16 protein-coding genes are annotated in these 21,388 nt (G+C 66.5%); 4 read left to right on the forward strand and 12 right to left on the reverse strand.

What is annotated here, in order from left to right; all coding sequences use genetic code 11:
* Positions 1-8: 8 nt before the first annotated feature.
* Genes IGS55_RS02545 through IGS55_RS02585 form a run of 9 tightly spaced genes read right to left on the reverse strand, consistent with a single transcriptional unit; the run spans position 9 to position 10,645 of the window.
* Positions 9-1,211 (reverse strand): TIGR03088 family PEP-CTERM/XrtA system glycosyltransferase, encoded by a 1,203-nt coding sequence (locus tag IGS55_RS02545; protein WP_230515850.1) that lies wholly within the window; start codon positions 1,209-1,211, stop codon positions 9-11.
* On the reverse strand, positions 1,201-2,775 hold the full coding sequence (gene xrtA / locus IGS55_RS02550) for an exosortase A (RefSeq protein ID WP_230515851.1): 1,575 nt from the start codon (positions 2,773-2,775) through the stop codon (positions 1,201-1,203). The genes IGS55_RS02545 and xrtA overlap by 11 nt, the downstream gene beginning before the upstream one ends.
* Positions 2,772-4,061, reverse strand: a complete 1,290-nt coding sequence (locus IGS55_RS02555) for a TIGR03087 family PEP-CTERM/XrtA system glycosyltransferase (RefSeq protein ID WP_230515852.1) — start codon at positions 4,059-4,061, stop codon at positions 2,772-2,774. The genes xrtA and IGS55_RS02555 overlap by 4 nt, the downstream gene beginning before the upstream one ends.
* Before the next feature lie 14 nt (positions 4,062-4,075).
* On the reverse strand, positions 4,076-5,170 hold the full coding sequence (locus IGS55_RS02560) for a FemAB family XrtA/PEP-CTERM system-associated protein (protein WP_230516151.1): 1,095 nt from the start codon (positions 5,168-5,170) through the stop codon (positions 4,076-4,078).
* On the reverse strand, positions 5,170-6,021 hold the full coding sequence (locus IGS55_RS02565; protein WP_230515853.1) for an XrtA system polysaccharide deacetylase: 852 nt from the start codon (positions 6,019-6,021) through the stop codon (positions 5,170-5,172). The genes IGS55_RS02560 and IGS55_RS02565 overlap by 1 nt, the downstream gene beginning before the upstream one ends.
* Positions 6,018-6,740 carry a UDP-N-acetyl glucosamine 2-epimerase gene (locus IGS55_RS02570; protein ID WP_230515854.1) on the reverse strand — a complete coding sequence of 241 codons (723 nt, stop codon included), beginning with the start codon at positions 6,738-6,740 and terminating at the stop codon, positions 6,018-6,020. The genes IGS55_RS02565 and IGS55_RS02570 overlap by 4 nt, the downstream gene beginning before the upstream one ends.
* A gap of 12 nt (positions 6,741-6,752) precedes the next feature.
* Entirely contained in the window at positions 6,753-8,282 is a 1,530-nt protein-coding gene (locus IGS55_RS02575) for a TIGR03016 family PEP-CTERM system-associated outer membrane protein (RefSeq protein WP_230515855.1), read from the reverse strand.
* Positions 8,266-9,099, reverse strand: coding sequence for an XrtA-associated tyrosine autokinase (locus IGS55_RS02580; protein WP_230515856.1), 834 nt, complete (start codon positions 9,097-9,099; stop codon positions 8,266-8,268). The genes IGS55_RS02575 and IGS55_RS02580 overlap by 17 nt, the downstream gene beginning before the upstream one ends.
* Positions 9,100-9,115: 16 nt before the next feature.
* Positions 9,116-10,645, reverse strand: a complete 1,530-nt coding sequence (locus IGS55_RS02585) for an XrtA system polysaccharide chain length determinant (protein WP_230515857.1) — start codon at positions 10,643-10,645, stop codon at positions 9,116-9,118.
* Between the two features lie 254 nt (positions 10,646-10,899).
* Between IGS55_RS02585 and IGS55_RS02590 the strand changes: the two genes are divergently transcribed.
* The gene (locus IGS55_RS02590; protein ID WP_034748384.1) at positions 10,900-11,523 is read left to right on the forward strand and encodes an XrtA/PEP-CTERM system exopolysaccharide export protein; all 624 of its coding nucleotides are present in this window, start codon (positions 10,900-10,902) and stop codon (positions 11,521-11,523) included.
* 200 nt (positions 11,524-11,723) lie between these two features.
* On the forward strand, positions 11,724-12,470 hold the full coding sequence (locus IGS55_RS02595) for an N-acyl amino acid synthase FeeM domain-containing protein (protein ID WP_230515858.1): 747 nt from the start codon (positions 11,724-11,726) through the stop codon (positions 12,468-12,470).
* A gap of 4 nt (positions 12,471-12,474) precedes the next feature.
* Here the strand turns inward: IGS55_RS02595 and IGS55_RS02600 are convergent, their stop codons facing one another.
* Genes IGS55_RS02600 through prsT form a run of 3 tightly spaced genes read right to left on the reverse strand, consistent with a single transcriptional unit; the run spans position 12,475 to position 18,512 of the window.
* Entirely contained in the window at positions 12,475-13,251 is a 777-nt protein-coding gene (locus IGS55_RS02600; RefSeq protein WP_230515859.1) for a S1 family peptidase, read from the reverse strand.
* The gene (locus IGS55_RS02605) at positions 13,248-15,725 is read right to left on the reverse strand and encodes a hypothetical protein (protein ID WP_230515860.1); all 2,478 of its coding nucleotides are present in this window, start codon (positions 15,723-15,725) and stop codon (positions 13,248-13,250) included. Before IGS55_RS02605 ends, IGS55_RS02600 begins: the two co-directional genes overlap by 4 nt.
* Before the next feature lie 3 nt (positions 15,726-15,728).
* Entirely contained in the window at positions 15,729-18,512 is a 2,784-nt protein-coding gene (prsT, locus tag IGS55_RS02610) for an XrtA/PEP-CTERM system TPR-repeat protein PrsT (protein WP_230515861.1), read from the reverse strand.
* A gap of 235 nt (positions 18,513-18,747) precedes the next feature.
* Between prsT and IGS55_RS02615 the strand changes: the two genes are divergently transcribed.
* Both IGS55_RS02615 and IGS55_RS02620 read left to right on the forward strand, forming a co-directional pair.
* Complete coding sequence (locus IGS55_RS02615; protein WP_230515862.1) at positions 18,748-20,070, forward strand: nucleotide sugar dehydrogenase; 1,323 nt, start codon at positions 18,748-18,750, stop codon at positions 20,068-20,070.
* Positions 20,070-21,338 (forward strand): SDR family oxidoreductase, encoded by a 1,269-nt coding sequence (locus IGS55_RS02620; protein ID WP_230515863.1) that lies wholly within the window; start codon positions 20,070-20,072, stop codon positions 21,336-21,338. The genes IGS55_RS02615 and IGS55_RS02620 overlap by 1 nt, the downstream gene beginning before the upstream one ends.
* Positions 21,339-21,388: the final 50 nt, after the last annotated feature.

Raw genomic sequence — 21,388 nt, forward strand, 5'->3', positions numbered from 1 at the left:
AAGGCCTTTCAGGGAGTGGTGGACAGGGGGGAGGGCTGGCGTGCGCCCGTCAGGCGGTCGTACACGGCCAGGTAGGCGCCGGCCATGGCGGGCAGGCTGTGCTCGGCCAGCACCTGGCGCCGCCCGCGCGCGCCGTGACGGGGGCCCAGTTCGGGCATGCTGTAGTAGTCGAGCATGGCGTCGGCCAGCATCTCGGGCGAACCGGGCGGCACCAGGGTGCCGCTCCAGCCCGACTGCACCAGTTCCGCATTGCCGCCCACTTGCGTGGCGACGATGGGCAGCCCCGTCGCCATCGCTTCGAGGATGGTGTTCGAGCTGCCTTCGGCCAGCGAAGGCAGCACGAACAGGTCCATGGTGCGCAGCAGTTGCGCCACGTCGTCGCGCGCGCCGGGCAGCCAGGCAAGGTGGGCCACGCCGGCCTGCTGCAGCAGCTCCAGGCAAGCCTGGCGGCACGGCCCGTCGCCGATGATGATAAGGCGCAGGCGCGCGCGGGCGCCCGGCTGCGCCAGCAACAGCAAGAACGCGCGCACCAGCGAGGCATGGTCCTTGACGGCCGCCATGCGGCCCACGCTGCCGATGACGAAGGCGCCGTTGCACAGGAAGCCGGGCGGGCCCACGGCGGCCGGCGGCCCCAGGCGCGGGTGGAATTGCACGCTGTCGACGCCATTGCCGATGTGCGACACCTGCGCGGGCGCCGCGCCGATGGCGTCCACCAGCCAGTGGCCCAGGTCGGCGCTGACGGCGATGAAGTGCTGCACCAGCGGCAGCATCAATTTGCGCAGCAGCCGGTATTTGCGGCGGGTGCCGTGCAAGTCGCTCATGTCGCGCCCGTGTTCGCCATGCACGCGCAGGCGCACGCCGGCCAGGCAGGCCAGCAGCTGCGCTTCGAGGCAGCCCAGGTTACGCGTGTGCACCACTGCCGGCCGCAGCTGTTTCAGTACGCGGTACAGGTGCAGGTAGTGGCGCCAGTCCTTGCCTTCGCGCTTGTCCAGGCTGATCACATCGACACCGGGCGTGGTCAGGCGCAGGCGAAACGCGGTGGCGTTCTTCATGCAGACGATGGTGTGCCGGTAGCGTTCCGGCGGCAAATGGTTGATCAGGTTGACGAGGCCGTTTTCCAGCCCGCCCACGTCGAGCTGGTGGATCACGTGCACGATCAGGGGCGCGATGCTGGCCGCTTCCGTGTCGCCGGTGTCGAAGTCAAGGGCCATGCGGCAGCTCCTGCAAGCGTTGTTCGATGACGGGCAGCGCCGCCTGCAGGAACGCTTGCAGGCGCGCGCGCGGCGGCGGCGCCAGCTCGTCGTAGGCGGCAAAGACGATGATGTCGGCGCCATCCTGGCGCCTGCCCAGCAGCTTGGCTTGCGCCAGCAGCAGTTTCACCAGCATGGGCCTGGCCGTGACGATGCCGCCCTGGCGGTAGAGGCGCCACACGAGCAGCCGTTCGCCGCCGTACGCCAGTACGCTTTCGCGCACGGCCGGCTCGCCGCTGGCCAGCTTGACGTGCCGCACGCGCTGCGCCAATGGCATCCAGCGGGCGCCATACGGCAAGGCCTGGTGCGTCAGCAGTTCGGCGTCGCGCGCCTGGCGCGCATACCAGTGCAGTTGCAATCCCACCGGCGCGCCGTCGCCGTCCAGGCGCGCATACGTGGCGGCAAACCGCGCGGGCGTGCCCGCATACGGCGCCTGCCAGTCGGGTACCGCGTCGTGCAGGCGCCGCCAGGCGGGCGGATCGGGCAAGGCCAGTACCATGGCGGGCAGCGTGGCGCCATCATCGCGCTGGCTGGCCAGCGCCAGTGCCGGCCACACGGCCGCCAGCAGCAGGCAGGCCACGCCGGCGCGCACGACGGCGCGCGGGCTGGCCGCGCCGGCGCTCAGGCGCACGGGCTGGGCAGACGGCACGGCCCGTGGCGGCGGCAATTCGCGCCAGCGCGCGGCCAGCCAGAACAGCAGCAGCGCCACCAGGCCGAAGAACAGCCAGCCATAGATCAGGTGGTCGACACCGACGGCCAGGCGCATGTCGCTCAGGTGGCCCAGCATCACGATCAGGTAGGCGCGCACGCCATTGGCGAGGATGGGCACGAGCAGGGCGGCGGCCATGACGGCCACGCGCCGCCGCGTGCTGTGGCAGTTCACATGGGCGTACAGGGCGCCCAGGGCCAGCGCGGCGATCAGATAGCGCAAGCCGCTGCATGCCTCGACCACCGACCAGTTGCCGGTAGGCAGAGAAAAATTGCTGCCATCGCGAAACACGGGCACACCCGACCATTGCAGCGCGGTCACCGTGAAGGCGGCCGTGAAGTCGATCAGCGGTTCGATGAAGACTTCGCCAAACGGCACGGCGAGAAACAGATACGCCAGCGGAAAGGCCAGCAGGCGCACGGCCGGCCAGCCGAGGATGGCCAGCACGCAGGCGGGCAGCATGGCCGTGGCCGCATATTGCTCCACCACGGGCACGTTGGCGGCGTCGGCCAGCAGCCAGGCCAGGCCCAGCGCACCGAGCAGCAGCAAGCCCTGGCGCGACGGCCGGGGCGCCAGCGCGGCCAGGCGGGTACGCTGGCGCCAGGCCAGCCAGCAACTGATGGGCACGATCAGGAAACCGTGCGCGAAGGTTTGCGAGCGGGCCCACAGTTCCACCATCGACCAGAAAGTGGCGTGGTACAGCAGCACGACGGCGGCCAGGGACAGCAGCAGCGCCACCAGCGCGGCCTGGCGCCGGTGCTGAGGCAAAACGGCCGCATCCGTCAAGCGGGCCAGCTGGCCGAGCTGCAAGCTCATGTGGACGGCTCCCGCACGGGCTGCAAAGGTGTGGCGGCGCCGCTGGTGGCCGCCTCGGCTGCGGCTGGCAGGCCCAGCATGGCGCCCAGGCCGTGCAGATTGCGTTCCCAATCGTAATCCTGCAATACCAGCTGGCGCGCCGCCGCGCCGATGGCCGCGCCGCTCCCTTCGGCCGCGCCACTTTGCGCATTGCGCAGCACGCGCGCCGCGTGGTGGATGAATTCGACGTCGTCGCGCGCCAGCAGCAGTTCCAGGCCCGGCTGGGCCGCGATGCCTTCGAGCGCCTGCGGCGTGGCCAGCACGATCTTGCCCATCGCCATCGCTTCGAGCACCTTGTTTTGCACGCCGCGGGCGATGCGCAGGGGCGCCACGGCCAGCGCCGCGCCAGCCAGGTAGGGCCGGATATCGGGCACCTTGCCCGTCACCACCACGCCAGCCACCCTGGCCAGCGCCGTGACGGCGGGCACGGGCGCGCTGCCGACGATATAGAACTGCAGCTGGGGAAACTGGCGCCGCAGGGCGGGCCAGACGTGGCGCACGAACCATTGCACGGCGTCGACGTTCGGCCAGTAATCCATGGCGCCTGTAAACACCAGCGTCTGCACGCCCGCCGGATACACGCCAGGCTGGGGCGGCATGGGCGTGAAATACGCCGTGTCGACGCCGTTGTTGAAGTAGCCCGTCTTGCGCCGCGCCATCGGGGCGCACTGGCGGAACAGGGCCGCCTCGGCCGGCGAGACGAAGCTGGCGGCCGTGAACTGCTGGGCGATATGGCGCTCGTACTGCAGCAGCAGCTGCGCTTCGCGCCGGTACAGCTGCGACATGGGCCAGGGCTTGCTGTCGCCGTACTGGCGCCACTTGTCGGAATCGACATCGACGAAATCGATCACGCGGTGCAGAGCGCGGCCGGCGCTGCCGTCGATGTATTGCGCCATGGGCCCGGAAAAGGCCAGCGCGTGGCGCACCTTGCCGCTGGACAGCAAACCGTCGACCCATTGCAGCAGGCGCGTATCGCGGTAGTACTGCACGCTCATGGCCTGGCGGGACAGCAGCGCCTGCATGGCGCGCCAGCGGGCCGGGCCCCGCCGCAAGTCGATGAAGCGCGTGCTGGCGCACAGGGCGGCCACGGTTTTCGCGTGCTGCCAGTCGTCGTCATCGTCGATGAAGCAGCCCAGGTGCACGTGGAAATGCCGGCTCAGGTATTGCAGCATGTGCCACGAGCGTATCTTGTCGCCCTTGTTGGGCGGATACGGCAGGCGGTGGGCGAGGAAGAGCAGTTCGCGCATGGTGGGTCCTTTGCTTAGCCCAGTTGCCGCACGATGTGCGGCCCCAGCAGGTTGGCCAACGGCAGCGGCAGGCGGCGCCAGGCGCGGATGAACAGCGCGTATTTCGGATTCAGGGGATTGACATCCGGCAATGCCTTCGCGCGCACGAGCTTGTAGGCATATGGCAGCGGCTGCGGCGCAAAGCCCCAGTTCTTCTTGAAATCCCAGGCGCCGGTCCCCAGCTTGCTGCGGCCGAAATCGAACAGGCGGTAGCCGCGCGCGCAGGCGCGGCGCATCGCTTCCCAGTACATGAAATCGTTGGCGCCCGTGCTGCGCGCCAGCACGCTGCCGCCGCCGTAGTATGGCAGCACTTCATCGCGGAAATAGAACAGCAGCACGCTCGCTTGCGCCTGCTGGCCGTGGTAGACGGTGAGGATGTCGCAAGCGTCACCAAACACCGTGCGCAGCAGGGCAAAATGGCGGCGCGCGAAGACCGGCGTGCCCAGCCGGTGCACGCTGGCCGCGTAGATCGGGTAGAAACGGCTGATGTCATAGTCGATGGCGCTGTGCAGGCCGGCCGCCATGGCCTTGCGCACGACGGCGCGCTGCTTGCGGGGAATGGCCAGCAGATTCTGCTCCGCGTCGGGGAGCAAGGGGCGGCGGAAGGTCGCGTACAGGGGTTTCTGCAGCCAGGAGGCGTCCAAGGTTTCCGGCGCATTTTCGTACACGTCGCGCCAGCGGTATTCCAGGCGCCCCACGCCGAGGCGCCGGGCCAGCGCCAGCGCGGCACTGTCGAGCGCCTGGCGCACGGCCGCGCTGCCGCCGGCGATGCCGCCGTACACGCAAAAGGGCAGCGACACGAGGGCGGAGCCGAACAGCCGGCTGCGCAGGTGGGCCAGCGGCAGCACGCCGGCGATGCGCCCATCCTGTTCCGCGTACAGGAAATAGCTGTCGTGTTTGAAACCTTGCTCCATGATGGTTTGCCAGCCGGCCCGGTGAAAGAAGGTCGCTTCCGGACACGTGTCGACAAAGGCGTCCCAGCGCGCATGCTCGTGCGGCTGCAGAGGCAGCACGGCGATGGCGTTGCTGGTGGACTGTGTCGGGTCGGGAGCAAGGCTGGCCTCGTGCATCATGTGCTTTCCAGAAAAATACGGTCCATGCGGTCCCAGGCGAAGTCGCCCGTTAAACGCCCCAGCCGTGCTTCCATGCGCCCCAGGTTCAGGTAGTGGCGAAAGCGCGTCCTGGTGCTGAGGCCTGGCGGGCGCGGCTGGCCGGGATCGAGTTCCCAGGGATGAAAATAGAATATGCCAGCTTGCCCGTCGCGCGAATTGATGCGTCGCAAAAGCCAGCGCGACAGTGCATACGGCATCAATCTGAAGTAGCCGCCGCCGCCGGCCGGCAAGTTGCGCCCGCGCAGGCGCACGGTGCTGACGGGCAATTCCAGCACGCCGTGCGGGCCGCGCGGGCGCCAGGCGAAGCGGGGAGCATCGGGCATGCCGTAATGGTCATGGCGGATCGGGTAGATGCTGGAACTGTAGCGGTAGCCCGCTTCCTGCAGCACGTCGAAAGCCCACAGGTTGGCCGCGCCGATGGAAAAGCTGGGCGCCCGGTAGCCGCGCACGGCCAGCCCCGTCAATTGTTCGAGGATGCTCTTGCTGCGGCGCACGTCGTCGGCGAACTGCGCGGGCGACTGGTCGCTGGCGCGCAGGTGCGCATAGCCGTGGCTGGCCACTTCATGCCCGGCGTCGGCCACGCGGCGCAGCATGGCCGGATAGCGCTCGGCGATCCAGCCCAGGGTAAAAAACGTGGCGTGGATGCGCCTGCTGTCGAGCAGCAGCAGGATGCGCTCGATATTCGCCTCGACCCGGCATTCCAGGCGGGGCCAGTCGGCGCGCGCGATGTGCGGCGCGAAGGCGGACACCTGGAAGTAATCTTCCACGTCGATGGTGAGCGCGTTGCGCAATATCACCGGCGGCGTCACGGCGTGCTCCGGCGCGCCGCCAGCCAGGGCGCGATGACGGCGGCGATGCGCGTGGCCGCGTGGCCGTCCCACAGCGGCGGAATGCGGCCATGCTTGCCGCCCGTCTCCAGGATGTCCCGCGCCAGCGCCAAAATGGCGGCCGGGTCTGTGCCTGCCAGCGTATTCGTGCCTTCGCTCACGGCGACGGGGCGTTCCGTATTGTCGCGCAGGGTCAAACAGGGCACGCCCAGGGCCGTGCTTTCTTCCTGCACGCCGCCCGAATCCGTCAGCACCAGGCGCGCGTCCCGCATCAGGCCCAGCATTTCCCAATAGCCCAGCGGCGGCAGGCGGACGATGGCATGCCGCGCCAGCAGCGGTTCCAGGCCCGCCAGGCGCAGGCCGGCCAGGGTGCGAGGGTGGATGGGAAACAGCAGCGGCAGTTGCTGCGACAATTGTCCCAGCGCCCCAAGCAGCGCTTCCAGTTGCGCCGGCGCATCCACGTTCGATGGCCGGTGCAGGCTCAACAGGCCATACGCGGGCGGGCAGGCCTGGCCGTGGGCGCGCAGGGCGGCGGCGGGCGGCACGGCGCGCGGCAGTTGCCGCCGCAGGCTGCCGATCATGACGTTGCCCGTGAAGTGGATGCGTTCCGGGGCGATGCCTTCGCGCAGCAGGTTGGCGCGCGCGGCCACCACGCACAGCAGGTGCGCCGGCGCGGCGGACGCAAGAGAGGGGTCGGACATGCTGCGGCCTCCTTAGAATTGCATGGTGAGCGTGGCGCTGACGCCGTTTTCGCGGTAGTCGCCGCCACGGTTGCTGGCGTGGCGCGTGTGCCGCACGTCGATGCTGGCCGTCATGTTCTGCCGCAGGAGGCGCGTGTAGCCGGCCGTCAGGGTGATGTTGTTGTCGCGCCGGGGCACGCTCAGCGAGCGCACGCTGGCGTAGCCGGCATTGACATTCACGCTGGTGCGCGAACTGGCTTGCCAGCTCCAGCCCACATTGCCGCTGATCTGGCGCGTGCGGTCTTCGCTGCCGAATTCCACGCCGGGCAGCAAGCCGCTGTCGATGCCGCTGGCCGTTTGCGCCGTGCGGTCGACGGCCGTGATGCCGGCGATCATCGTGCTTTTCGCCGTGGCGCGCGCCATCGTCAGCTTCAGCTGCTTTTGCAGGAAATAGCGGTGGCTGAAGTAATTGATGGCGCCCCGTTCCGGCCCCAGGCTGTTGGCGTAGCGCAGAAAGGCATCGATGCGCAGGCGCCGGTCGCGCGCATTGGGAAAGATGCCGCGCCACAATTGATCGAGCAACTGGCCCGCGTCGCGGTTGCCCAGGCGCGAAAACTGCGTGGGCATGGTGGTGATGTTTTCGCTGTAGTTCAGCTGCCAGTTGGTATGGCGCTGCAGGAACGTGGCGTCCAGGCTGTAGGTGGTGCCAAAGAAGCGCTTGCCCGTGCTGAAGGCGACGCTGGTGCGCGGCGACGGCGTCCACACGCCGCCCAGCGACCAGAAGCGGCCCTCGGGCGCCTTGCCGCTGGCCGAGATATAACCTTCCTTTTCCATGCCGCCGCTGGCCGTGGCCGACCATTTGCTGCTGAACGGATAACGCAGGCCCACGCTGCTGCGCTGCATGCGCACGGGCGCCAGCTTGCTGTCCTGCGTGCGGCGCACGTCGTGGCTGGCGTTCCAGGTCCAGCCGTTGCCGCGCGGCTCGCCGCTGAGCAGCAATTCCATTTCATCGCTGTGTACGGACAGCAAGTCGCCGCCGCTGTCGACCGTGTTGCGCGTGTAGCGCAGCTCGGCCGTGGCCAGGTCGCGGAAACGGTGGCGCAAATAGGGGCTGATGCCCGTGGTGCGCACCGTGCTGGCATTGTCCGTGTCGGGCAGGTCGTCGATCAATTGGGGGCCGAACGGCGAGATGTTGCGCCGGCTTACGCTGGCGTTGGCATCGATGAAGAACCAGTCCTTGACCAGTTCGGCGTCGGCCGAGGCCTGCAGTTCGTGGTTGTCGGTATCGGCCCGTTGTCCGGACAGGTATTTATGCCAGCTGTAATCGAGGTGCACGCGCAGGCGGGGTCCCGTGCCGATGAGGGCGATGGCGGGCGCGATTTCCGTGATGAAATCCGATTGCGCCTTGCCGGGCGGTGCGCGCAAGGCATTGTCCGTATAGCTTTCGCGCAGGCGCAGCGACGGTTTTGCCAGCCAGTCGATGGCACTGGCCGGCATGGGCAGCAGCAGGGACAGCAGCAGCGGCAGCGGTAGCGAGCCCCGGCGGCTAATCGTAATGGCCATAGCCGTAGTAGTCGTTGCCGGGGAACGATTTGGTCTTGTTGTAGATCAAATGAATGTGTTCGCACGATTCAATCTGCCGCAGCGCTTCCTTCACGGCGTGCTGGGTCGTCGTTTCCGCCTCGACCACCATCACCACTTGCCCCATCTGTCCCACCAGCGCGTGCGCTTCGCTGGTGATCAACAGGGGCGGCGAGTCGAAGACGACGATGCGGTCGCCATAGCGGCTGGCGATCTCGGCCAGCAGCCGGCTCATGGCGCGGCTGGCCAGCAATTCCGTCGCATGCTTGTTGCTGCGTCCGGCGGGCAGGATGCTCAGGTTGGCCACGTTGGTTTTCAGTATCACGTCGGCCATGGCCAGTTGCGGGTCGAGCAGCACGTCCATCAGTCCCGGCTCGGGCGGCAGGCCCAGCACTTTCAGCACGGATGGGCGCGCCACGTCGGCATCGACCAGCAGCACCGTGATATCCAGTTCCATGGCGATGCTCATGGCCAGGTTGATGGCGCAGTAGGTCTTGCCTTCGCCCGGCATGGCGCTGGTGACGACGATCAGGTTGCCGTGACGGATGGCCTCGCTGCCGCTGGCGCGCGCCTGGCGCAGCAGCGGGCGCTTGATGATGCGGAAATCCTCGGCCACCGCGCTGCGCCCCCCATCGTGCGTGAGCATGCCTTGCTCGGCCAACCGGGCCAGGTTCAGGGCGCGGTAGCGGGACGACCGGGCCGCGTCCGCGCCATCCGTACCGTTCACCTTATAGGGCACGCTGGCCTCGGCCACGTCGAGGATGGTGGGTTCGTGCTTGCCGCTGTCCTTGCTGCTCATCGTCGCTCCCTTGGATCTAGAATTTCAGCAGCGCGGCCGTCATGACCCCGCCGTACAGGACGAACAGGCTGCCCAGGCAGGCGCCAAAGCCATAGCGCGCGCGGCGGCGGCGCACTTGCTGCAGCGGCGTCCAGTTCATCGATACCGTGCCCAGCACGTTCAAGCCCGTGGCGTCGCGCAGTTCGGAGGGGCTGAGGAAGGTGGGGCGCACTTGGCTGATGAGCAAGGCCGTGGCGACGCCGGCCACCAGGGCCGCGCCCAGCGCCGCGCTGAACAGCAGCGGGCGGTTCGGGCCGACGGGCGCATATTGGACCGTGGGCGGGTCGATGATCTTGAAGGCCATCATGTCGGTGGTGGAACTGAGTTCGCCCGACAGCTTGGCCGCTTCGCGCCGGCCGATCAGCTTTTCATAGTTTTCCTTGTTGATGATGTAGTCGCGGTTGAGCTGCGCCAGCTGCGATTCCACCTCGGGCACGGCATTGCTTTGCGCCAGCAGGCGCTCGTTGCGCGCGCTGTATTCCTGCACGCGGGCGCGGATGGCGGCCACCTTGGCGTCCGCGTCCGTCAGCGCCACCTTCAGCTGCTGCAGCATGGGGCTGTAGTTCTTGCCCGGGTCGCCGGACGCCGCTTTCAGCTTGCTTTCCTCGATCTTGCGTTCTTCCAGCTGGGCCACCAGGCGTTTCGAGGCGATGATGTCGGGATGCAATTCCGTAAATTGCATGCGCAGGTTGTCGAGGTTCTTGTTGATCGAGGCGATGCGCTCGTCGAGTTCGGGATTCGTGATGGATGAGGCGCTCGGCTCCATGTCGAGCACGGGTTCGTCGCCCTCGATCTGGCTCTGGATGGCCTTGCGCGCCTGTTCCGCCTCGACCAGTTCCAGCTTGGCATTGTTCAGGCTATCGGACGACATCAGCAGCTGGCTGCCATAGTCGATGCCCTGGCGCGGCAGCAGCAGGTTGTTGCGGATCTTGAATTCCTTCACCAGGTTTTCCGCCGCGCTCAGCTTGTCTTCGTAATTCTTGATCTGCTCGTCGATGAACTGCACCGCCTTCTGTGAATCGCCTTTCTTTCCCTGGAAACTGCCTTCGACAAAGATCGTCAGCAGGCTTTGCACGACGTCGCGCACGAGTTTGGGATCGCGTCCGCTGTAGCTGATGGTGTAGATGTCATACGCGTTGGTGCCCGTGATCTTGATGCGGCTCATCAAGTTATCCAGCTGCGCTTCGTGCTCGCGCACGGTCTTCGAGTCCAGGTCGAGGTCGACCATGCGCATGACGCGCTCCACGTTCGGGCGGCTGAGCAGGGTGCGGCTCATGATGGCCACCTGCTGTTCCGTGTTCGGTACGCTGGTCATGCCGGCCATCAGCGGTTTGAGGATGGTTTGCGTATCGACAAACACGCGCGCCGACGTCTGGTAGTCGTCGGGCAGGGTGATCACCTTGATGAAGCCGCCGATGGCCACCAGCCACGCCACCAGCACAGCATGCCAGCGGTACTTCCAGATGCCTTTCAAGCCGGAAAGCAGTTGCTGTATCAATTCTTCCATGTCGCTTCCTTCAGGTGACGATGCTGCCCGGTAGATGGGTTGGCGGCGCGGACAACGACGGCGTCTTGCAAGAAATACTTGCTTGTTGAGTAAGCAAAGTATAGGGCGGCTGTGGAGCAAGATTTCCCAAGATGATTGCTTCTTGATACGCCTCAAGGTTCACTTGCCGGGTTTTAATAATCATAGGAAGTTCGCGGCCCAGGCTGGTTCTGCGGGGCCGGCCATGGACGCGCATCGACTCGAAGAGGCTCCGCATGAATCCATTTCGCCGTGCATTTGTCTGCAACACGCTGGTCCTGGCGGGCGCCGCCAGCCTGCTGGGCGCCTGCCGCACGCGCCATCCGCTGGCGCCGTCCGACGACAGCGCCCCCATGCACGATTACCTGATCGGTCCGGGCGACTCCGTCAACATCATCGTCTGGCGCAATCCGGAAGTGTCGCTGACGGTGGCCGTGCGGCCGGACGGCAAGATCACCACGCCGCTGGTCGAGGATTTGCCCGCCAGCGGCAAGACATCGACCCAGCTGGCGCGCGACATCGAGCAAGCCTTGAGCAAGTTCATCCAGCAGCCCGTGGTGACGGTGATCGTCACGAATTTCTCCGGGCCGTATGGCGAGCAGATCCGGGTGATTGGCGAGGCGGCCAAGCCGCAGGCGCTGCCGTACCGGCTGGGCATGTCGCTGATGGACGTGCTCATCGCCGTGGGCGGCATCACCGATTTCGCGGCCGGCAACAAGGCCAGCATCATCCGCGTGCGCGAAGGCAACCAGCAGCAGCTGAGGGTGCGGCTCGACGATTTGCTGAAGGAAGGCGATATTTCCGCCAACGTCATGATGCGCCCGGGCGATGTGTTATTGATACCGGAAAGTTTTTTTTAACAGCAAGCTCGTCAATATCAAAACAGCAATTATATTTGCCATTTTGTACTTATAGACAAATTTCATCGTATTATTTTGCTATCCAAAGGTAAATTTCTTCTGTTTTTTTAGCTATTGCAGGGAACTTCTCCAGTTTTTCTCTTGTCACAAGGCATTGGCTTCAGTCCGTCTCGACGGCTGCCGATGAACGTGAGGACAAGATGAGCTTTGAAGATGAACCCATAATTTCCTTCGACACGCCAGGCACCTTCAGTGACCTGGTGGTGGGCGAGGGGCAGATCGACCCGGCCATGGAGCACGAGCTCGACCTGCAGCGCTTTCATATCCGCATGGCCAATTCGCGTGGCCGGCGCGAAGCGGCCAGTTTGCTGATCCGCAAGATGTACGGCTGGCGCGGCTATGCAGTCGATCCCTGCACGGCGCATGCGCTGAATAAAATCACGCTGTTCGCGGAAACGTCCGGCACCACCGTCGGCACCATGACCTTGTGCCTCGATAACGACGAGACGGGCTTGCCCGCCGATGAAAACTTCCGCGACAAGCTCGACGTCCTGCGCGCGCAGGGCCGGCGCCTGTGCGAACCATCGCGCCTGGCCATCGACAAGGGCGTGAGCAAGCGCGTGTTTGCGGCGCTGATTCATATTTCTTATATCTATGCCCACAATATTCACGGCTTTACGGACTACGTGATTGAAGTCAACCCGCGCCATGTGGTGTTTTACAAGCGCATGCTGGGTTTCCAGGACTTCGGCGGCGAGCGCGAGTGCACGCGCGTGGGGGCGCCGGCCGTGCTGCTACGGCTGGACCTCGACTACATGGGGGCCCAGATCCGTAAATTCGGTGGCCTGATGGAACAGCATGGGGGTGAACGGTCGTTTTACCCCTTTTTTTTTCCGACATGGGATGAGCCCGGTATTACCGGCCGGCTGAGGCAGGGGCGCAACTGACGATTCATTTATTCTTCAGCAAGATCGCCTGCATGTGGCTGCCCGGAATCGCGTAAGTGATGCCGCTGGGCGCGCTGATGGCCGCCTCCTTGAGGCCCTTGACGTACACCATGTTGACGATGCCGTAGACGAGACCGGTCTCGGGATCGAACAAGGGGCTGCCGCTGCTGCCCGGATACGCCGTCGCGTCCAGCTGGAACACGGTGTACGGCGCCTTTTGCAGCTGCGCCAGGCGCCGCACGTCGAGGCGCTGCGCGTTTTCGCTGGGCATGACCACGGGTGTCAGCGATGACACGGTGGCGCGGTGCGTCACGTGGCGCAGCCCGAGCAAGGTGCCTAATGGAAATCCCGTAAAGGCCATGGCCTGGCCTTCGCGCACCGTGGCCGCGTCGCCCAGCGCCAGGGCGGGCAAGGGCGCGCCCGCCAGGCGCAGCAAGGCCAGGTCGTGTTCCGTGTCCAGCGCCTGGACCTTGGCGGGGCGAAATTGCGTTACGTCGCCCTGGCCCGTGAGTATGCCGATGATCTCATTCGGATTGGCGTCAAGCAGTTTCTGGATCACATGGGCGCAAGTGAGCACGCTCAAGCCGTCACCGGTCACGAAACCCGTACCGATGAAATTCATCTGCGGCGTGCGCGTTTTTTGCAGGTTGCCCACGCCGACGATCGATGGTTTGATGCGCGCGATGGTTTGCGCCAGCGGCGCATCGGCGCGGCACGGCGCGCTGGCCAAGGCCAGGCAAAACAGGAGGGTGGAAAAGACGGTAGACGACAGGGCTTTCATGGCGGCGCACTTTCAACGTGAGGAGGTGGCACGGGCTGCAGCAGCGCGCACAGCAGCATCAGGTAGCACAGCAGGGCGATGCGCGGCACGTCGAGCAGGCTGTCGAACAGGCCGACGACGAGAAAACCCAGCAGGGCGGCGGCGCAGGCCAGCGCGCCTGCATCGCCGCGTGCGGCCTGACGCAGCAGGCGCTGGCCCGCCAGAACCAGCAGGGCCAGCATGGACAGGGCGCCGCACCAGCCCGTTTCTATCAGCAAATGCAAGGCCATGCTCTTGATATGCCATGGCAAGTGGTGGTGGTCGCTGCTGAAAAACCAGTAATTGTTGGCTTGCGTAAAGCCCCCGTTGGCGATCAATTCCTCGCCGCCCGGCGCGCGCAAGCTCAGATTGTCGACTTCGAGCACCGACGAGGTGGCCGTGCCACTGGCCGCCAGTTCCAGCTGCACGGGCGGACGCGGCAGCCAGGCACCGGCGCCCAGCCAGGCGCTGTCGAACGGTACTTCATAGTGTTGCCAACCGCCGGGCTGCGTGCCAGGCGGCACAGGCCGCAGGCGCAGCGGAACGTTCACGCAGCCCTGGGCATACAGCAATTGCCGCTGGCACAGGCGCACCAGCAGCACGGGCATGGGTCCCGTGCGCCGCACGTCGACCGCCAAAGTGTAGTGCGCGGCGGGCTGCACGGGCAGCCGCTGCAGCAGCCGCAGCAATTCGCCATAGCCGGCGCTGTAGCCGGGACTGGCCAGGCGCGCATACCGGTTTTCCCCGTCTTCCGCATACGCGATGCTGGCCGGCACCTCGCGCTGGGGATTGTGCCAGTAATAAGTAGCGGGAAAGCTGCCGCTACCCATGCCGAACAGACGGTTGCCCCAGTCGGACGGCTGCATGGCCAGCGCCTGCCGCCAATGGCGCAAGCGGCCTTGCATGTCGAAGGCCGTGGTGGCGAAACGTTCGGTGGCGTAATAGCTGGCCGACACGGGTATGGCCAGCAGCAGCAGGATGCCGGCCGCGCCCGCGATGCTGAGGCTGGCGCGGTCCAGCCGCCACAGCGGCGGGCGCAGGCGTCCATTGCACAGCATCAGCATGGCCAGCAGTACGACCAGGCCGGCCGGCAGCAGGGCCGGCGGTCCCGCCCAGTGCCAGCCTATCCAGGCCAGATTGCATGCCAGCATGGTCCACGCCATCATCGCCAGCCCCAGCCTGGCGGGTCCCTTGCCGCCGGCGCCGCTGGGCCACAGGGGGCCGGGCAGCAGCACGATCGCCAGCAGCACGGCCGCCAGCAGGAACAGGAAATACGGGCCTTTCAGCCAGCCGGCCGCCTGGTGGCCGGACGGTTCCGGCCACCAGGCGGCCAGCAAGCCTTGCAGGCACAGCGCGCACAGCACGCTGGCAGGCGCCAGGCGCCACGGCAACGGTCGCGCGGCCAGCACGAAGCTGGCCGCGAGCAGGACGACGGCGGCCAGCAAGCCCCGGTAGCCGGCCAGGCTGAACATGTACACGAGCAGGACGGTGCCCAATCCGGCCAGTAGCAGCCTCAGCAACACTCCGCGCGTGGGCGACTGGGAAGGGGCGCGCCGCGCCACGCCGGGCGCCGTCCGCAGGGTTTGCCAGAATCCCAGCAGCATGGCCGCGGCCAGGGCCGCGTACAAGCCCCGCGAAAAGGTCGCGAACGCCGCGTGCAGGGCCAGGGCCAGCAGCAGCATGGCCAGTACCGCCTGCCAGCGGCTGCTGGCGCGCGCCAGCCACAGTGCGGCAAACGGCAGGCTCAGGGCCAGGTAGCCGTCCAGCGCGGCGCCACCCGTGTGCATGGCGGAAAACGGCGCCGTGATGCGGTAGTCGCTGGACAGGTTCGACAGGCCGGGAAACACGGCCCGTTCCCATAGCGCGAACAGCGACACCATGGCCAGCCCGGCCAGCATGCCCGGCAGCGCGTAGCGGCGCAAGGCGGCAGGGTCCGCGTCGCGCAGCAGCAGCGGCAAGAGCAGCATGCTCCAGGCCCAGGCCTTGCTCAGCCGTAAGCTGTTGTAGGGACTCAGGTAGTTATCCCAGGCATTCAGGTCGAGCGGCGCCAGCGGCAGGACGCCGCGCAGCAGCGCCGCCAGCCAGGCCAGGCTGCACAGCAGCAAACAGGCGCGGGCGGCGGGCGAGAGCCGCGCCGCCGCCGGGTGGGCCGGTCCGCCCAGGCGCCAATAGCCGCAGGCCACGGTCAGCAACAGCAGCACGTCGATTTCTTCGAGGAAGAACCAGCCCGTCCACGGCGCCAGGTCCAGCACGGGCAGCAGGGCGGGCACGCAGAACAGCCAGCAGGCGGGACGCCAGCACAGCAGCAGGAAATACGCGGGCAGCAGGGCGGCAAACAGCAGGCCGGGCCAGCCGTGGCCCAGCGGATAGTGGCGCAAGGCCAGCATGCAGGCCGCGCCCGCCAGCAGGGCCAGCGGCCGCGCTGCCAGGCCAGGCATGGCAGCGTGCACAGCCATGGCTTACAGCTGGGTCAGCAAGGCCTGCGCCTCGGCCCGCTGTGGAAAGTCCTTGTTGGCGGCAAGCAGTTGTTCCAGCTGCTTGCGCGCGCCGCCCTTGTCGCCCGATTTCGCCAGGGCCGCGCCCAGGTGGTACTGCACTTCGGGCGACTTCGGCGCCAGCTCCGCCGCCTTGCGCAGCAGCACTGTGGCGCGCTTGACGTCGCCTTGCTGCAGCACGATCCAGCCCAGGGTGTCGAGCACGGCGGGATTGCCGGGCGCCAGCTTGAGTGCCTGCTCGGCCGTGGCCTGCGCGCGCGGATCTTTTTCCTGCTGATACGCCCACGCCAGGTCGTTCAGCGCCACCACGTTATCCGTGTCCTTGGCGACCACATACTGGAAGTGCTCGATGGCGGCGCGGTATTGCTTGGCCGCCAGCCGGGTGCCCGCCAGGTAGGTGCGCGTCGGCAAGTCTTCCGGATGCTCCTTCAGCCAGGTGGCCATGCGCGCATCGGCTTCGCGCTCTTGCCCGGAAGCCTGCAAGGCGCGGTACAGCTGCACCTGCAACGGGCCGATGGGGCTGATGCCGAACGCGTGCTGGTACAGCTTGACGGCTTGCTGCGGCAGTTTTTGCTCCATCAGCACGTCGCCCTCGAGCTTGTAGCCGGCCGCCAGTTTCGGCTGCTGTTCCTGCACTTGCCGCGCCACGGCCAGCGCCTCGCGCTGGCGGTTCAGGTTCAGCAGCAGTGCCACTTCGACGACGCGCGCTTCGAGCAGGCTCGGGTCAATCACTTGCGCCCGCTTGACGGCTTGCAGCGCATTCTGGTGGTCGCCCAGCGCCAGATGCAGGCTGGCGATGCGCATCTGCAAGGGCGCGGACGTGGTCTGTATGCTGGCCAGCTTGTTGTAACTGTCGAGCGCTGCCGGCGCCAGGCCGGCGCTGTACTCCACTTGGGCGCGCAGGGCCAGCGCATCGGCGTCGCCCGGGTGGCCCGTTTGCAGGGTGCGCGCCAGTTCCAGCGCCTTGTCGGGCGCGCCCGTCTTCAGGTAGAAGTTACTGAGCAGCAGGGCTGGCGCGACGGCATCGGGATTGTCGCGGTGGCCCCGCTCGAGCCAGCGCCGCGCCTCTTCCGTCTTTCCCTGCGACGCGGCCAGCTTGGCCAGCGCCGCGCACAGGTCGGCATTTTTCGGCGCTTTCGCCAGCGCCTTCTCGAAGCGCTGTTTCGCCTGCTCCGGCTTTTTCTCGGCCAGGTCGATCTGCGCCAGGTTGTTCAAGGCGGGCAGGTAGACGGGGTCCATGCTCAGCGCCTGCTCGAAACTGGCGCGCGCGGCAGGCAAGTCGCGCAAGGCCAGGTAGACGCCGCCTTTCAGGTTCAGCAGCAAGGGATTCGTGCCTTTCTGCTGCTGTTCCATCATGTTGACGCTGGCCAGGGCCTTGTCGTTCTGCTTGTTGCGCAGCAAGGTCATCACCAGCATGGTGCCCGCTTGTGGCGTGCTCTTGTCGAGCATGCTGGCGCGTTCCAGTTCATTGATGGCGCGGCTGTTTTCGCCCATGCCCAGGCGGCTGATGCCCAGGGCCGCATGCAGCCTGGCCGTGTCCGGCGCCAAAGTACTCGCCTGTTCGAAATATGCGGTCGCCTTGTCGTACTGGCGCGCGCGCAAGTGGGCTTCGCCGGCCAGCGACAGCAATTCCACGTCTTCCGGGAAGGCGGCCAGCATCGGTTGCAGCAAGTCGATGGCGGCGTCGGTCTTGCCACGCATCAATTCGATCGACGCCATCATCTTGACGGCATACAAATGCCTGGGATACACGGCCAGGAAGCGCCGCAGATAGTTTTCCGCCTGCGGCGGCGAGCCGAGCGCCAGTTGCACGGCGCCGGCCAGCAGGATGGACGGCATGTGGTCGGGCGCCGCCTTGAGCACCAGCTGCAAGGCTTGCAAGGCCGCCTTGTGCTTGCCTTGGCGAAAATCGAGCAGCGCCTGGGCTTGCAGCAGGCCCAGGCTGTTGGGCGCCGTCTTGCGCGCCGTGGCCAGCTGGGCCGACGCTTCCGCGTAGCGGTTCTCCACGATATCGAGGTTGGCCAGGTCGATGTGCGCCTGGGTATTGTCCGGTTTGATCTTGAGGATCTGCATGTAGGCGAGCCGCGCCGCGCCGTTCTTGCCTTGCAGGCGCAGCAGGTCGCCCTGCAGGCGCAAGGCGTCGAGGTTGGCGGGCGCGCTTTTCAAGGCTTGCGCCAGCAGCAGCTCGGCCGCCGGCACCTGGTGGTCGAGCGCCGACAGGCGCGCCAGGCCCAGCAAGGCCTCGACCTGGTCGGGATGGGCTTCGAGCAGGCGCGAGTACAGGGCGTGCGCCTCGTCCTGGCGGCCCAGGGCCAGCAAGGCGTCGCCGCGCAGGGCCAGCACGCTGGCGGGCTGCGCCGCATCGTCGGCGATCTCGGCCAACACCTTGTCGAACTGGCCCAGCATCAGCCAGGCCTTGCCCAGCAGGGGCATCACTTGCTGCGGCGCCAGGCCCAGCGATTTTGCCTTGCGCAATTCCTTCTCGGCAGACAGCGCTTCGCCCGTGTCGATATAGATGCTGCCCAGCAGCAAGCGCGCGGCCGCGTTGTCCGGTTCCTTTTGCAGCAGGTTTTTCAACTGGATGATGGCGGCCCGCGCCTCGCCTTTCTGCCGGTACTGCTGCGCATCGGCCAGCAGGGATGCACTGCTCTGCGTGCCGTGGCAAGCCGTCAGCAGGGGCAGCAGCAGGGTACAGCACAGTGCGGCGGCCGGCAGGCCGGGGAAAGGGCGGGGCAGGGAACGGGCCATGGAAGTCTCCGGTAGCGGCGTGCGTGGACGATTAGCCGATTCGCGATGGGCGATGGGCATGGCCTAGCTTAAAAAGATGGCCGCCGTTCTCCTTGATTGCGCTCAACAAGCCGCTGATTGTCCGCGCGCATGCCGGCTGCCGGTCCGTGTTTCTTGTTCCCGCTCAAGAATGACCCGATTGGCAACCGTAGAATTTCCCGGACGGCGATGCTCGTGCCGCAACCATTCGGAGCACATGCATATGGACAGCAAGGTGGAGAGCAATGTGAATAGCAAGGCGGGTGTGGTGGCGGTGGTGGGGCTCGGTTACGTGGGCTTGCAGCTTGCCGTGGCGTTTGGCGTGCGCCAGCGCACGATCGGCTTTGACTTGTCGGCACGCAAGGTGGAAAGCTACCGCAGCCATGTCGATCCGACCGGTGAAGTGAGCACGGAACAGCTGCGCGCGGCCCAATGGCTGAGCGTCGGCTGCGATCCGGCCGAGCTGGAACTGGCCGATTTCATCGTCGTGGCCGTGCCCACGCCCGTCGATAGCGCGCACAATCCCGATTTCTCGGCCCTGGCCGGCGCCAGCGCGGCTGTAGGCCGGCACATGCGACGCGGCGCCATCGTCATCTACGAGTCCACCGTGTATCCGGGTGCCACCGAGGAAATCTGTATCCCCATCCTCGAGCAGCATTCGGGCCTGCGCTGGAAGGAAGACTTCCATGTGGGCTTTTCACCCGAGCGCATCAACCCCGGCGACAAGGACCATACCCTGCACAGCATCCGCAAGGTGGTCTCGGGCGACGACGACGCCACCCTGGACAAGGTGGCCACCCTGTACGAAGGCGTGGTCGAGGCGGGAGTGCACCGGGCATCGAGCATCAAGGTGGCCGAGGCGGCCAAGGTGATCGAAAACACGCAGCGCGACCTGAACATCGCGCTGATGAACGAACTGGCCATCATCTTCGACCGCATCGGCATCGACACCCTGGAAGTGCTGCAGGCGGCGGGCACGAAATGGAATTTCCTGCCGTTCCGGCCCGGTCTGGTGGGCGGGCACTGCATCGGCGTCGATCCATACTATTTGACGCACAAGGCGGAAATGCTGGGCTACCACCCGCACGTGATCCTGGCCGGGCGCCGCATCAACGATGGCATGGCCAAGTTCGTGGCGGAAAAGACCATCAAGGAAATGGTGCGGGCCGGCTTCAAATTGAAAGGCTCGCACGTCAACGTGCTGGGCCTGACCTTCAAGGAAAATTGCCCGGACCTGCGCAACTCGAAAGTGGTCGACATGATTCACGAACTGCAATCGTACGGCGTGCAGGTGCACGTGCACGACCCCGTTGCCGACGGCCGCGAAGCGCTGGAAGAATACGGCCTGACTCTGGAAAGCTGGGAACAGCTGCCGCAGGCCGAGGCCATCATCAGCGCCGTCTCGCACCAGGCCCTGCTGGCTCGTCCGCTGGCCGACTTCCAGGCCAAGGTGCTGGAAAACGGCTGCTTCATCGACATCAAATCGCATTTCGACCCCCGGCCGCTGGAAGACGGCGGCCTGCACGTGTGGCGGCTGTGATGGCGGCCGATACCTTCGATCGGGCCGCGAATCCGGAGCGCAGCGCCTCCTCTGGCGATCCGGCTGCCGGCGCCTATGCGCAAGCCTGCGCACAATTGGCCAAGGAGCCTCGGCGCTGGCTGGTGACGGGCGTGGCCGGCTTCATCGGCTCGCACCTGCTGGAAACCCTGCTGAAGCTGGGACAGGAAGTGCGCGGCCTCGACAATTTCATGACGGGCCACCGCCACAACCTGGAACAGGTACGCGCCAGCGTGGGCGAGCAGGCGTGGCGCCGCTTCACCTTCATCGAAGGCGATATCCGCGACCCGCAAACGTGCGCGCGCGCGTGTGGCGCGCCGGCGCAGGCCGCCAGCCGGGCCGCCAGCGCAGGCGATGGCGATGACGAGGCAGACGGCGAGACAGATGCGGCCGATGGTGGCCGCGACAGCGGCAGCGGCAGCGGCGACCACAGCTTGGGCGAGCGCGGCCGTGGCTGTGCGGGCGGCCCCGTCGCTGACACCGCCGTCGATTTTGTGCTGCACCAGGCGGCGCTCGGTTCCGTCTCGCGTTCGCTGGAAGACCCGCTGCTGTGCCACGCCGTCAATGTCAGCGGCTTCCTGAACATGCTGGCCGCTGCCCGCGACGCGGGCGTGCGGCGCTTCGTATATGCGGCATCGAGCGCCACGTATGGCGACCATCCGGCCCTGCCGAAAGTGGAACAGCACATCGGTGCGCCGCTGTCGCCATATGCTTTGAGCAAATATGTCAACGAGCTGTATGCGCAAGTGTACGCGCGTTGCTACGCCATGCAGACGGTGGGGCTGCGCTATTTCAATGTCTTCGGTCCGCGCCAGGACCCGCTGGGCGCCTACGCGGCCGTCATTCCCCGCTGGATCGCCGCCATGCTGGACAAGCAGGCCGTGCACATCCATGGCGACGGCGCCACCAGCCGCGACTTCTGCTTCGTGCACAATGCCGTGCAAGCCAATATCCTCGCCGCCACGCGCGCCGACCCGGCAGCCGTCAACCAGGTCTACAACGTGGCCGTCAACGCCCGCACCAGCCTGACGCAGCTGCACGCCACCATGCAGCAGATGCTGCTGGCCGCCCGCCCGCAGCACGTGCCGCTGGCGCCGCACTATGGCGAATTTCGCGCCGGCGACGTGCGCCATTCGCAGGCGGACATCGCCAAGGCGGGCCGCCTGCTCGGTTATGTCCCCACGCACAACCTGGCGCAAGGCTTGCGGCAGACCATCGCCTGGTATGTGGCGCAGGCTGAACGGGCTTGAATGGCAAGCTTGCCACGCGCGAGGCACAGTTGGCCGGGTACACTCCGATA

Origin of the sequence: Janthinobacterium sp. EB271-G4-3-2 (assembly GCF_020858035.1) — a bacterium.
Classification (GTDB): Bacteria; Pseudomonadota; Gammaproteobacteria; order Burkholderiales; family Burkholderiaceae_D; genus Janthinobacterium; species Janthinobacterium aestuarii.